This is a genomic window from Mycobacterium sp. 1164985.4 (genome assembly GCF_001668575.1).
In the GTDB taxonomy this organism is placed as follows: domain Bacteria; phylum Actinomycetota; class Actinomycetes; order Mycobacteriales; family Mycobacteriaceae; genus Mycobacterium.
The window spans coordinates 172,810-184,741 of sequence record NZ_LZMD01000111.1; the positions used below are offsets into that span (position 1 = coordinate 172,810).

Annotated in this window: 15 protein-coding genes; 9 read left to right on the forward strand and 6 right to left on the reverse strand. The window is 67.5% G+C overall.

The features are described from left to right. Positions 1-8 precede the first annotated feature (8 nt). Both A5650_RS25210 and A5650_RS25215 read right to left on the reverse strand, forming a co-directional pair. Positions 9-1,502, reverse strand: a complete 1,494-nt coding sequence (locus A5650_RS25210) for an ATP-binding protein (protein WP_067298491.1) — start codon at positions 1,500-1,502, stop codon at positions 9-11. Then, positions 1,502-3,169, reverse strand: coding sequence for an NAD(P)/FAD-dependent oxidoreductase (locus A5650_RS25215; RefSeq protein WP_067298492.1), 1,668 nt, complete (start codon positions 3,167-3,169; stop codon positions 1,502-1,504). Before A5650_RS25215 ends, A5650_RS25210 begins: the two co-directional genes overlap by 1 nt. A 281-nt stretch (positions 3,170-3,450) precedes the next feature. Here A5650_RS25215 and infA point away from each other — a divergent pair, with 281 nt between their 5' ends. The 8 genes from infA to truA all read left to right on the forward strand — a co-directional run bounded on the left by infA (position 3,451) and on the right by truA (position 8,078). Further along, positions 3,451-3,672 (forward strand): translation initiation factor IF-1, encoded by a 222-nt coding sequence (infA, locus tag A5650_RS25220; RefSeq protein WP_003418601.1) that lies wholly within the window; start codon positions 3,451-3,453, stop codon positions 3,670-3,672. A 30-nt stretch (positions 3,673-3,702) separates the two neighbouring features. Next, positions 3,703-3,816 (forward strand): 50S ribosomal protein L36, encoded by a 114-nt coding sequence (gene rpmJ, locus A5650_RS26605; RefSeq protein WP_003879483.1) that lies wholly within the window; start codon positions 3,703-3,705, stop codon positions 3,814-3,816. A gap of 150 nt (positions 3,817-3,966) precedes the next feature. Continuing rightward, positions 3,967-4,341: a 30S ribosomal protein S13 gene (rpsM, locus tag A5650_RS25225; protein ID WP_064345640.1), complete on the forward strand. Its 375-nt coding sequence runs from the start codon at positions 3,967-3,969 to the stop codon at positions 4,339-4,341. A 5-nt stretch (positions 4,342-4,346) separates the two neighbouring features. Next, positions 4,347-4,769, forward strand: a complete 423-nt coding sequence (gene rpsK / locus A5650_RS25230; protein ID WP_067298493.1) for a 30S ribosomal protein S11 — start codon at positions 4,347-4,349, stop codon at positions 4,767-4,769. Between the two features lie 21 nt (positions 4,770-4,790). Beyond that, complete coding sequence (gene rpsD / locus A5650_RS25235; RefSeq protein ID WP_064413278.1) at positions 4,791-5,396, forward strand: 30S ribosomal protein S4; 606 nt, start codon at positions 4,791-4,793, stop codon at positions 5,394-5,396. 74 nt (positions 5,397-5,470) lie between these two features. Next, positions 5,471-6,523 (forward strand): DNA-directed RNA polymerase subunit alpha, encoded by a 1,053-nt coding sequence (locus A5650_RS25240; RefSeq protein WP_067091154.1) that lies wholly within the window; start codon positions 5,471-5,473, stop codon positions 6,521-6,523. A 60-nt stretch (positions 6,524-6,583) separates the two neighbouring features. Further along, a complete protein-coding gene (gene rplQ, locus A5650_RS25245; RefSeq protein WP_067298494.1) occupies positions 6,584-7,201 on the forward strand; it encodes a 50S ribosomal protein L17 in 618 nt (205 codons plus the stop codon). Positions 7,202-7,208: 7 nt separating this feature from the next. Continuing rightward, positions 7,209-8,078 (forward strand): tRNA pseudouridine(38-40) synthase TruA, encoded by an 870-nt coding sequence (gene truA, locus A5650_RS25250; RefSeq protein ID WP_067298495.1) that lies wholly within the window; start codon positions 7,209-7,211, stop codon positions 8,076-8,078. Here truA and A5650_RS25255 read toward each other — a convergent pair. From A5650_RS25255 to A5650_RS25270, 4 genes are all read right to left on the reverse strand, one after another. After that, a complete protein-coding gene (locus A5650_RS25255; RefSeq protein ID WP_082950939.1) occupies positions 8,075-8,731 on the reverse strand; it encodes a cutinase family protein in 657 nt (218 codons plus the stop codon). The two genes, truA and A5650_RS25255, sit on opposite strands and share 4 nt — an antisense overlap. Before the next feature lie 102 nt (positions 8,732-8,833). After that, a complete protein-coding gene (locus A5650_RS25260; protein WP_156744336.1) occupies positions 8,834-9,487 on the reverse strand; it encodes a cutinase family protein in 654 nt (217 codons plus the stop codon). A 30-nt stretch (positions 9,488-9,517) separates the two neighbouring features. Next, complete coding sequence (locus A5650_RS25265; RefSeq protein ID WP_067298538.1) at positions 9,518-10,228, reverse strand: cutinase family protein; 711 nt, start codon at positions 10,226-10,228, stop codon at positions 9,518-9,520. 33 nt (positions 10,229-10,261) lie between these two features. Continuing rightward, on the reverse strand, positions 10,262-11,281 hold the full coding sequence (locus A5650_RS25270; RefSeq protein WP_067298497.1) for an EamA family transporter: 1,020 nt from the start codon (positions 11,279-11,281) through the stop codon (positions 10,262-10,264). 78 nt (positions 11,282-11,359) lie between these two features. On the opposite strand from A5650_RS25270, the gene A5650_RS25275 reads away from it, so the two are divergent. Next, positions 11,360-11,914 (forward strand): CGNR zinc finger domain-containing protein, encoded by a 555-nt coding sequence (locus tag A5650_RS25275; protein ID WP_067298498.1) that lies wholly within the window; start codon positions 11,360-11,362, stop codon positions 11,912-11,914. The last annotated feature ends 18 nt before the right edge of the window (positions 11,915-11,932 follow it).

The following is an 11,932-nucleotide window of genomic DNA, read 5'->3' on the forward strand; positions in this document are numbered from 1 at the left end:
TATTCCGACTAACCGGCCGTGACGGGAAGTTCCGTCGGCGTCGGCGCCTCGGGGGCAGGGGCGACCAACGGCAGATCGATGACGAACCGGGTGTCGCCGGGGGCGGACGTGACCCGGATGTCGCCGTGGTGCTTCTCGACGATGATGCGTCGGGCGAGGTCCAGCCCAAGCCCAGTGCCCTGGCCGAACGGTTTGGTGGTGAAGAACGGGGTGAAGATGCGGTCGATGTTCTCAACGGCGATGCCCTCACCGTCATCGCAGATCTCGACCCGAATCATCTCGTCGTTCACGCGCGAGGTACGGATCGTCAGCGTGCCCTCGTAGTTCATCGCCTGGATCGCGTTGTCGATGACGTTGGTCCATACCTCGTTGAGATCGCCTGGGTAGCACAACAATTGAGGCAGCGAGGTGTCCTTCTCCCACACCAGCTTCACCGGCTTGTCCTTGCCGACCTTGTCGCCGAAGATCGTCTTGATCGTGCTGTGGATCAACTCGTGGACGTTGGCGGCCTGATACTCGCTGCGGTCCATCTGGGAGTACTGCTTGGCGCCGGCCAGCAGCGCCGAGATCCGCTTGCTGGCGTCGGCGATCTCGTTCATCCGCAGCTCGGCGTCGATCGTGTACTTCAACCAGCCCAGCGCGCTCTGCAGCGTGGCGGAGCAGTCGACGTCGTCGATCGAGGCCTGCACGCGTTCGAGCCAGTCCAGGTCGAGGCCGGCCTCCACGAAGGTCGGTGCGTAATCCCACGCGCTGGCGATGCCGCGGCTCTCGAGCCAGTCGCCGATCTGCTCTTCGGAGTCGGACAGCTCCAGCGCGGTGAGCTCCTGCGCCTTGGACTTGGCGACCTGCTCGGCGACCTCTTCCTGGATCCGCACCAACACCCGCAGCGCTTCGGGGGTGAACTGGCCGTCGGCCAACATCGCGAGCTTGTGCCGCATTTTGCCGACGCCCTCGCGCAGGTCGGCGACAGCACGGGCCGCGGCGGCGGCGGGATTGTTGAGCTGATGGGTCAGGCCCGCGGTGATGGTGCCCAGCGCCAGCAGCTTCTCGCGCTGACCGAGGATCTGGCTCTGGCGACGGCCGCCGACGCGGTGCCCCTCGAGCAGGTGCACGGCCATCGGGAACTCCGACTGCATGAACTTCGCGAACGCGTCGGCGTCGAGCACGAAGAACCGGGACGGCCGCGTCACGCGGACCGACGCCTCGTAGAGGTGCTCCTCGCCGGGCACGTAGGCCGACCAGGCGCCGCAGTACACCCCGCGCTGCGAGGTGCGGCCCGTCTCGATGTCCACCCCGCCCGAGCGTTTGGACATCACCAGTTCACCGTCGAGCAGGACGTAGAAGCAGGTCGCCGGGTCGCCTTCGCTGCACACCGGACCGGGTTCGAACGTGGCAATATGCCCGTTGTCGCACAGAACCTGCAATTGGCGGTCAGAGAGCGCCTCGAACAGGAACAGCGTCCGCAGCTCGTCCGGCAGGCACCGGGGTTCGTTGTCGCCCATCACGCCTCCGCCAGATATCGGTGCACCAACATCACCGCCATCGACCCTTCGCCGACGGCGGCCGCCACCCTCTTGGCGGATTCGGAACGCACATCTCCTGCAACAAACACACCGGGCACGCTTGTTTCCAGGTGGTGCGGCGGACGGTCCAGCGTCCAGCCGGCGACGTCGCGTAGATCCGGCCCGGCCAGGATGAAACCGTGGTCATCGCGGGCGATGCCGGCCTGCTCCACCCAGTCGGTGCGGGGTTGGGCCCCGATGAAGATGAACATGCGCCCACAGGTGTGTTCCTCGCGTACCCCGGTCTGCAGATTCTCCAGGCAGATGCGTTCCAGGTGGCCGTTGCCTTCGACCTTGTGCACGGCGGTGTGCGGCAGTTCGCGGATGTTGTCGGTCGCCCTGATCTGCTGGATCAGGTAGTAGGACATCGAGTCCTCGAGGGTGCGGCGGCAGACGATGCTCACCTTCTTCGCGGTTCGCGACAGGAACATCGCGGCCTGTCCCGCGGAGTTGGCGCCGCCGATGACGAAGACCTCCTCGTCCTCGCAATCGGCGGCCACCGACGAGGTGGCCCCGTAGTAGACGCCCGCGCCGGTGAGATCCGCGCAGCCCTCGGCAGGCAACTGGCGATACTCCACACCCATCGCCAGGATCACCGCCCGCGTCCCGATCGATCGGCCGTCGGGCAGATGGACGGTGCGGGCGTTGCCGTCGATCTCGAGCGCGGTGACCTCGGCCGCCGTGATGAGCTCGGCCTCGAACTTCTCGGCTTGTCTGCGGGCCCGCTCGGCGAGTTGAGAGCCCGAGACGCCGTCGGGAAAGCCCAGGTAGTTCTCGATCCGCGAGCTCTGCCCGGCCTGCCCACCCGTGGCCGTGCGCTCGATCAGCACCGTCTTGAGGCCCTCGGAGGCGCCGTAGACCGCCGCGGCCAGGCCCGCGGGGCCGCCGCCGATGACGACCAGATCGTAGAAGTCCTCCGCGGGCGTAATGGACAGGCCGAGCGTCGCGCCGAGTTCGGCGTCGTCGGGCGCGACCAGCGTCTCGCCCTGCTCGGTGATCACCACCGGCAGCGTCAGCCCGTCGAGCCCGGCGGCGTCGAGCAGCTGCCTGCCCTTGGGCTCGTCGGCGCGGAACCACGTGTAGTAGAGCCGGTTGCGGGCGAGGAACTCGCGGACTTCCGACGAGCGCGCGTTCCACGGGTGCCCGATGATCTTGGTGTGCGGGATCGCGCGGTCGCCGGTCTCGCGCCAGGCCTCGATCAGCGCGTCGATGACCGGGTAGAGCTTCTCCTCCGGCGGGTCCCAGGGTTTGAGAAGGTAGTGGTCGAGATCGACGACGTTGATGGCGTCGATCGCGGCGTGCGTGTCGGCGTATGCGGTCAACAGCACCCGGCGGGCCATCGGGAAGATGTCCATCGCCTCTTCGAGGAATTCGATCCCGCTCATCTGCGGCATGCGGTAGTCGGCCACGAAGACGGCGACGGTCTCACCGCGCAGCTTGAGTTCGTTGAGCGTTTCGAGCGCGTCGGGGCCGTTCTCGGCGCGCACGATGCGAAATCCCTCGCCGTAGTGGCGGCGCAGGTCGCGTGCGACGGCACGCGACACCGCCGGGTCGTCGTCCACACTCAATATGACGGGTTTACGGGGCTGGAGCGAGGGGCCGGTCATCGCGTATAAGTATGCGCCTATCGTCCAGCCGATATCGGGGCGAGATTTCCCGGCTCACCGGCCGCGATCCCGATGGTCGGCGACGGTGGGTGGGCCGGTGCCGGCGCATTTTGGTCATCCGGTGGTCAGCGGGTATTCTTTACCAACGGTGCGGCGACCGCGCCGACTCTTTGCGTGCCCCTGTTCAGGAATTTCTGGCTACTGGCTCACGTTCTGTGGTCGGAGCGTTTGCTGTCCCAGCAGGCGCCAACGATCAGGACACGGAGGATCTCCGAAACACAATGGCCAAGAAAGACGGTGCCATAGAGGTCGAGGGTCGCGTGGTCGAACCCCTGCCCAATGCGATGTTCCGCATTGAGTTGGAGAACGGACACAAGGTCCTTGCCCACATCAGCGGCAAGATGCGGCAGCACTACATCCGCATCCTGCCCGAGGACCGCGTCGTGGTGGAGCTGTCTCCCTACGACCTGTCCCGGGGCCGCATCGTTTACCGGTACAAGTAAAGACACTTCAGAAGAACAGGATCGAACGCCGTGAAGGTGAACCCGAGCGTCAAGCCCATTTGCGATAAGTGCAGGGTGATCCGCCGGCATGGGCGGGTCATGGTGATCTGCTCTGATCCGCGCCACAAGCAGCGCCAGGGTTAGTACGCGCTAGCTGCCGAACAACTGAATGACGAAATCCCAGTACCACTGAGCGGATAGGCCGCTCGATCACGCCCGGCACGGAGGCCGGACCCCGAGACAGCGGGAACGGACTGGGACAAGACCTCCGCATAGAAGAAGGAACACTGCCTGATGGCACGTCTCGTGGGCGTTGATCTTCCGCGCGATAAGCGCATGGAAATCGCCCTGACCTACATCTACGGCGTCGGCCGTACCCGCTCCCAGGAGATCCTGGACGCCACCGGCATCAGCCGGGACCTGCGCACGAAGGACCTCACCGATGATCAGGTGACCCAGCTGCGCGACTACATCGAAGCGAACCTCAAGGTGGAGGGCGATCTGCGCCGCGAGGTGCAGGCCGATATCCGCCGCAAGATCGAGATCGGCTGCTACCAGGGCTTGCGGCACCGCCGTGGCCTGCCGGTGCGTGGCCAGCGGACCAAGACCAACGCGCGCACCCGCAAGGGTCCGAAGCGCACCATCGCGGGTAAGAAGAAGGCCAGGTAAGAGAGATGCCACCAACCAAGAAGACCGGGCAGACGGCCTCCGCAAAACGCGGTCAGAAGACCCGTCGCCGGGAAAAGAAGAACGTCCCGCACGGCGCCGCACACATCAAGAGCACGTTCAACAACACGATCGTGACGATCACCGACCCGTCGGGCAACGTGATCGCGTGGGCATCGTCGGGCCACGTGGGCTTCAAGGGCTCGCGTAAGTCGACGCCGTTCGCCGCGCAGCTGGCGGCCGAGAACGCCGCCCGCAAGGCGCAGGAGCACGGCGTCAAGAAGGTCGACGTATTCGTCAAGGGCCCGGGCTCGGGCCGCGAGACCGCGATCCGGTCGCTGCAGGCCGCCGGCCTCGAGGTCGGCGCGATCGCCGATGTCACGCCGCAGCCGCACAACGGATGCCGTCCGCCGAAGCGGCGCCGGGTCTAGTAGGACGAGGGAGAAACAGACATGGCTCGTTACACCGGACCCGCGACCCGCAAGTCACGCCGCCTCGGCGTCGACCTGGTCGGCGGAGATCAATCGTTCGAGAAGCGCCCCTACCCGCCCGGCCAGCACGGCCGTGCGCGGATCAAGGAGAGCGAATACCGCCTGCAGCTGCAGGAGAAGCAGAAGGCCCGCTTTTCGTACGGGGTTATGGAGAAGCAGTTCCGTCGCTACTACGAAGAGGCCAACCGTCTGCCGGGCAAGACCGGTGACAACCTGCTGCGCATCCTGGAGAGCCGGCTGGACAACGTCATCTACCGCGCCGGCTTGGCACGCACCCGCCGGATGGCGCGCCAGCTGGTCAGCCACGGGCACTTCCTGGTCAACGGTGTCAAGGTCGACATCCCGAGCTACCGGGTGTCGCAGTACGACATCATCGACGTGAAGGAGAAGTCGCTCAACACCGATCCGTTCGTGATCGCCCGGGAGACCGCGGGCGAGCGGCCGATCCCGTCGTGGCTGCAGGTCGTCGGAGAGCGTCAGCGCATCCTGGTGCACCAGCTGCCGGAGCGCGCGCAGATCGACGTCCCGCTGTCCGAGCAGCTGATCGTCGAGCTCTACTCGAAGTAGTCTTCCCGCCGCTTGGATGGCGGTAGGGATTTGCGGCATCAAATAGCGGGTGCCGTAGAGGAGGAAAGAAACACATGCTGATTTCTCAGCGACCCACACTGTCCGAAGAAGTCAAGGCCGAGAACCGCTCTCAGTTCGTCATCGAACCCCTGGAGCCCGGTTTCGGTTACACCCTTGGCAATTCGCTTCGGCGCACGCTGCTGTCGTCCATCCCGGGCGCGGCGGTCACCAGCATCCGCATCGACGGGGTGCTGCACGAGTTCACCACGGTGCCCGGTGTCAAGGAAGACGTCACCGACATCATCCTGAACCTCAAGGGCCTGGTCGTCTCGTCGGAAGAGGACGAGCCGGTCACCATGTACCTGCGCAAGCAGGGCCCGGGTGAGGTCACCGCGGGTGACATCGTTCCGCCGGCCGGCGTGACGGTGCACAACCCTGAGATGCACATCGCCACCCTCAACGACAAGGGCAAGCTCGAGGTCGAGCTGGTCGTCGAGCGCGGCCGCGGTTACGTCCCCGCCGTGCAGAACAAGGCCTCCGGTGCCGAGATCGGCCGGATCCCGGTCGATTCGATCTACTCGCCGGTGCTCAAGGTCACCTACAAGGTGGAGGCCACCCGCGTCGAGCAGCGCACCGACTTCGACAAGCTGATCCTCGACGTCGAGACCAAGAACTCGATCACCCCGCGTGACGCGCTCGCATCGGCGGGCAAGACGCTGGTCGAATTGTTCGGTCTGGCACGGGAACTCAACGTCGAGGCCGAGGGTATCGAGATCGGCCCGTCGCCGGCCGAGGCCGACCACATCGCCAGCTTCGCGCTGCCGATCGACGATCTGGACCTCACGGTGCGGTCGTACAACTGCCTCAAGCGCGAGGGTGTGCACACCGTTGGCGAACTGGTCGCTCGCACGGAGTCCGATCTGCTGGACATCCGCAACTTCGGCCAGAAGTCCATCGACGAGGTAAAGATCAAGCTGCACCAGCTGGGCCTATCGCTCAAGGACAGCCCCGCCTCGTTCGACCCGTCCGAGGTCGCCGGTTACGACGTCGCCACCGGCACCTGGAACAGCGATGCCGGCTACGACCTGGACGACAACCAGGACTACGCCGAAACCGAACAGCTCTAAGCACAAACCGTCCCGGCCCTACCTGATACGGGGGCCGGCCCCATTTAGGAGATAGTCGCAATGCCCAAGCCCACCAAGGGCCCTCGCCTCGGCGGGTCGTCCTCGCACCAGAAGGCGCTTTTGGCCAACCTGGCCACGTCGCTTTTCGAGCACGGCCGCATCAAGACGACCGAGCCCAAAGCGCGGGCGTTGCGTCCTTACGCGGAGAAGCTCATCACCCACGCCAAGAAGGGCACGCTGCACAACCGGCGCGAGGTGATGAAGAAGATCCGCGACAAGGACATCGTGCACACGCTGTTCGCCGAGATCGGCCCGTTCTTCGCCGACCGTGAGGGCGGCTACACCCGCATCATCAAGGTCGAGAACCGCAAGGGCGACAACGCTCCCATGGCGGTCATCGAGCTGGTGCGGGAGAAGACGGTGACCTCGGAGGCCGATAGGGCCCGCCGGAGCCGCTCCGGCGGCGACATCCAGCCCGGCGCCGCTGGCTCGAAGACCGAGCAGCCGGTCGCGGCGGCAGCCGCGCCGCAAGCCGCGGTCGAGCCGGAGGCCGCCGAGGGTCCCACGGAAGACGAGTCGGTCGAGGAGGCCAAGGCCGAGTCCTCGGAAGCCGAGGCGGAGGCTCCCGCCGAGGCTGACGCCGAGGCCGAAGCCGACAAGGATGACGACAAGTCCTGAGGACGTCATGAGCGGGCCCGCCATCGATTCCGGTGGCGGGCTCGTTCGTCTTCGGCTCGACATCGCCTACGACGGAACCGAATTCGCGGGCTGGGCGGTCCAGGCCGGACAGCGCACGGTCGCCGGCGTCATCGACGACGCACTGTCGACGGTGTTCCGCGCTGCGGTGGTGACCCGCGCGGCGGGGCGCACCGATAGGGGGGTGCACGCGACCGGCCAGGTCGCCCATGTCGACGTGCCGGAAGACGCTCTGGCGCACGCGTATCCGCGCACGCCGCGGCCCGGCGACAGCGAGTTCCTACCGCTGGTGCGTCGGCTCGGGAGGTTCCTGCCCGCCGATGTCCGCGTGGTCCAGATCGCGCGTGCCGCCTCCGGTTTCGACGCCCGATTCTCCGCGCTGCGCAGGCACTACGTGTATCGGTTGTCGACGGCGCCGTACGGTGTCGAACCGCACGAGGCGCGCTATGTGACCGCTTGGCCGCGTCCGCTCGACGTGGAGGCGATGACCGAGGCGTCCCGGAAACTATTGGGTCTGCACGATTTCGCCGCCTTCTGCCGGCACCGCGAGGGTGCCACCACCATCCGTGACCTGCAGCGGCTGGACTGGTCGAGCGAGGGCACCCGGGTCACCGCGCACGTCACCGCCGATGCGTTCTGCTGGTCGATGGTCCGCTCGCTGGTCGGGGCGCTGCTGGCGGTCGGTGAACACCGCCGCGAACCCGCTTGGTGCGCAGGACTGTTGACGGCCGAGCGACGGTCCAGCGAATTCGCGGCGGCGCCGCCTCAGGGATTGACGCTCGTCGGTGTGGACTATCCGCCCGACGATCAGCTCGAGGCCAGGACCAAGGTGACTCGTGACCTTCGGGTCGTCGACTAGACACGCCCCGCGATGAAGTCGGCCGCCTGATTGACCATGCCTGCGTTCACGTACGCCCTTGCTGCGTGGTCGGGCCAGTTGCCCTCCCAGGTCTTCGGCTCGGCGGGGTTGCAGATCGGGTCGGCACCGTGGCACAGCTCGATGGTGCGCTCACGGTAGAGCGGGCTGAAGTTCGTGATCGGGCCCGCCCACGCCGCGCCGTTACCGAACAGCGCGACCGCGGCGATGTGGGTGTCCATGCCCGGGGGCAGCGGCTTCTTGAACCCGAATGCGGCGATCGGTGCGGCCAGCACGACGTCGGTCACGGCGGCGCCCAGGGAGTACCCACCGAGGACCAGCCGGGTGTCGGGGCACCGGGCCGCCATGTCCTGGATCCGTGAGCTCATGTCGTTGGCGCCGATGTCGACCTCGGTGTCGGCCGGGTACTGCACGGAGTAGAGGCTGATGTTCTTGCCGGTCTTGCTGCGCAGCGCGCTGATGAGCGCGTTTCCGATCACGCCCGCACCGGGTGCTTCGGTGCGGCCGCGGGCGAAGATCAGCTCGACCGGCGGGCACGACTGTGCGGCGGCGACGGGCACGAGCCCCGGGCTGGCTTGCGGCACAGGTGCGATCAGACCCGCAATGGCGAGTGCGAGCGCTCCGGTGAGCTGCATCCCGCGGCGTCCCCAGCAGCGAACAAGATCGTTTAGCACCTCGCCGATCCTATAGGACCTAATCAACGCGCACGAAGGTAATCCGGCGCGGGTGCTGTGATTTCAGACCAGTCGCGCCACGAAATCTGCAGCCTGGTTCGCCATTCCGGCTCCGACGTAGTCGCTGTGAGCGAACGGATTGCGGCCGCGGGAGCAGATCGGGTCGCCGTCGGTGCACAGGTCGATCGCGCGCCCCCCGAACAGCGGAGCCGATGTGATCGGGTTGCCGAACTTCGTGGCGGGGTTGCCGAACACCGCCACCGCGGCGACGTTGGGTGTGACGTTCGGCGGCAGGACCGGCCCCAGGGCGCCGAGCCGGTTACCCAGCGGCGGCACTCCGGCGAGCATGTCGACGACCGCGGCGCCCTGCGAGAACCCGCCCAGCACGATGCGCGAGTCCGGGCACGACTGTGCGGTGGTCGTGATGAACGCCGCCGCGTCGGCGGCACCGTCGGCGGCCAGCGCGAAGTCGTACGTGGCCGGGTAGGCCACCCCGTATGCCGACAGGGTCCGGCCCCCGAGCTGAGGGCGGAGGGCGTCCACCAGCGCCTGGCCGACGCGGCCGATGCCCGGTGGTTCACCGGTCCCGCGGGCGAACACCACCGTGACGTCGGAGCAGCCCTGCGCCGAAGCGGTCGGGGGCTGCAGAAGCGAGGGGATCAGTCCGATCGCCACGATGACGGCTGCGGCGGCGAACCGACGGAGGCGCGCGAAAATCACGGGACGAGATGTTATCGCCGCGCGGACTCAGACGAGACCGGCGACGAAGTTCGCGGCCTCCTGAACCAGGCCGGCGGTGACGTAGTCGTTGTGTGCGAACGGGTTACGGCCGCGGGAGCAGATCGGGTCGCCGTCCTTGCACAGGTCGATTGCCCGGCCCGCGAACACCGACTTGGTGATCGGGTTGCTGAACTTGGTCGCCGGGTTGCCGAACACCGCGACGGCGGCGACGTTGGGCACCAGGCTCCCGGGCAACGGCGGAGCCGACCCGATCGAGCCGATCTTGTTGCCCAGCGGAGGCACCCCCGCCAGCATGTCGACGACCGCTGCGCCCTGCGAGTAGCCGCCGAGCACGATGCGGGTGCTCGGGCACTGCTGCGAGAGCATCGCGACGCGGTTGGTGGCGTCGGTCGCGCCGTCGGCGGCGGCCAGGAAGTCATAGGACGCGGGGTAGTTGACCGCGTAGGTGCTGATCGTGCTCCCGCTCTTCAGGCCTCGCAGCGCGTTGACGAAGGCGGTGCCCGGTGTGCCGAGGCCCGGGGTGTCGTCGGTGCCGCGCGCGAAGATCACCTCGATATCGCTGCACGACGACGAGGTCGCGCCGTATCCCGGGTATCCGGGGTCGACGGGGCCGGGCAGGGGACCTGGTTGGGCGGCCGCGAGCGGGGCCGCGCCGCCCGCGAGTGCGCCGAGGACGGCCGCGGCCGCCAGTCGGGCCGTCACGCGCAGCAAAGTCACGCGCACATCCTCACATACCGAGGGGTCCGGGGGCTAACAGTTCGCCTGTGCGGGTGACTCCTCGAGTGGGCCGTCCGGCCAGCTCGCCTCGGCAACCGCTTCCGTGCGGTCACCGGCCCGGGCCAACGCCAGCCCGGCCAGGACGATGGCGCCGCCGACCGCCTGGGTGGGGGTGATCGCCTCGCCGAGCAGGATCCACGCCGCCAGCACCGCGAACATGACTTCGGACAGGCCGACGAGCGACGCAAAACGCGGCCGCAGCCAGGCGATGCCCATGATGCCCAGCGTGTAGGCGATCGCGGTGGCGACGATGCCCAGGGCGATGACCGGCACCACCCACGACGTGGTGTGCCCGGCGACGACGGTGTCGTTGGTGGCGAACGTCAGCGGCATCACCCCGGCCAGGCCGAGGAGGGTGACGGCGGCCGAGCCGACGACCAGACCGGCGGCGGCCAGGGTGACGGGGCTGATCCCGTCATCATCGTCGGCGGTGACACCGACGTTGGCCGACATCAGGAAGTATCCGGCGGCGCACAGCGCCGCCGCCAGGCCCCAGCCCACGCCGACGAGGTCGATGTGGGCGCCCGAGAACACGTCGAGCACCAGGGTGATCCCGGCGATCGCCAGCGCGACGCCTGCCAGTGTCAACGTGGTCGGGCGGCGCCGGGTGGTGGCCCAGACCCACCCCACGACGAGGATGGGCGCGGTGTATTCCAGCAGCAGCGCGACGCCGACCGAGAGGTGCGCGACGGCGTTGTAGTAGAACAGCTGGGCGCCGGCGATCGGCACCACCCCGTACGCCAGCACCGTGGCGGGGTGGCGCAGCGCCTCGCGCACCCATCCGCGCCTGACGACGGTCGCGAACAGCGCCATCACAAGCGCTCCACCCGCCAGCCGGGCGACGACCGCGGCAGTAGGGGTCCAGCCCGACTCCATCAGCGCCTTCGCGAACGGTCCCGATGAGCCGAACGCAACCGCCGACCCCAACGCCAGGGCCATACCGAGCCGGAAGTGGTCGGCGGCCGGCCGCGTGCCAGGACTCGTCACAGCCATGACCGCACCTCCGGGGTAATGTAATGAGTAAAATGAACTACGGTCCTGACACTAGCGATGAGAGGCGTCATGAGTCAAATGCTTTTCAGTCATGACACCGAGCTCACCCTTCGGGCCGCGTGTGTGCTGATCAACAGCGACCGCGTCGACGGTGAGCGGCTTTCCGACATGGCGGCGCTGAACGAGTACCTCGACAGCTTCGGCTGGACGGGCCGACGCGACTACGACGACGCCGAACTCGCGTCCGTCCACGGCCTGCGGGAGCGGCTCGGCCAGATCTGGGCGGTCGCCGACGACGAGGAAAGCACGGTGGATCAGGTCAACGCGTTGCTCAGCGACACCAACGCCTCGCCGTGGCTGACGCGGCATCCGGAGATGCCGGAGTGGCATCTGCACCTGGCGTCGGTCGACGACCCGCTGTGGCAGCGCATGGGGGCCGAAATGGCGATGGCCCTGGCCGACCTCATCCGCATCGGCGAACTGCGCCGGCTGAAGATCTGCGCGGCGTCCGACTGCGACGCGGTTCTGGTCGACCTCTCCCGCAATCGGTCGGGGAAGTTCTGCGACACCGGCAATTGCGGCAACCGCCAGCACGTGGCGGCGTACCGGGAGCGTCGAGCCCGAAAGCGGTGACGATCGGGACTGCCCGCG

Bases quoted from the DNA above. Each gene is read 5' to 3' on its own strand.
- rpsD (WP_064413278.1), top strand. From the start codon at position 4,791: ATGGCTCGTTACACCGGACCCGCGACCCGCAAGTCACGCCGCCTCGGC.
- A5650_RS25240 (WP_067091154.1), top strand. From the start codon at position 5,471: ATGCTGATTTCTCAGCGACCCACACTGTCCGAAGAAGTCAAGGCCGAG.
- A5650_RS25255 (WP_082950939.1), bottom strand. From the start codon at position 8,731: ATGCAGCTCACCGGAGCGCTCGCACTCGCCATTGCGGGTCTGATCGCA.
- rpsM (WP_064345640.1), top strand. From the start codon at position 3,967: ATGGCACGTCTCGTGGGCGTTGATCTTCCGCGCGATAAGCGCATGGAA.
- A5650_RS25270 (WP_067298497.1), bottom strand. From the start codon at position 11,281: ATGGCTGTGACGAGTCCTGGCACGCGGCCGGCCGCCGACCACTTCCGG.
- infA (WP_003418601.1), top strand. From the start codon at position 3,451: ATGGCCAAGAAAGACGGTGCCATAGAGGTCGAGGGTCGCGTGGTCGAA.
- A5650_RS25210 (WP_067298491.1), bottom strand. From the start codon at position 1,502: ATGGGCGACAACGAACCCCGGTGCCTGCCGGACGAGCTGCGGACGCTG.
- truA (WP_067298495.1), top strand. From the start codon at position 7,209: ATGAGCGGGCCCGCCATCGATTCCGGTGGCGGGCTCGTTCGTCTTCGG.
- A5650_RS25275 (WP_067298498.1), top strand. From the start codon at position 11,360: ATGCTTTTCAGTCATGACACCGAGCTCACCCTTCGGGCCGCGTGTGTG.
- rplQ (WP_067298494.1), top strand. From the start codon at position 6,584: ATGCCCAAGCCCACCAAGGGCCCTCGCCTCGGCGGGTCGTCCTCGCAC.
- rpsK (WP_067298493.1), top strand. From the start codon at position 4,347: ATGCCACCAACCAAGAAGACCGGGCAGACGGCCTCCGCAAAACGCGGT.
- A5650_RS25215 (WP_067298492.1), bottom strand. From the start codon at position 3,169: ATGACCGGCCCCTCGCTCCAGCCCCGTAAACCCGTCATATTGAGTGTG.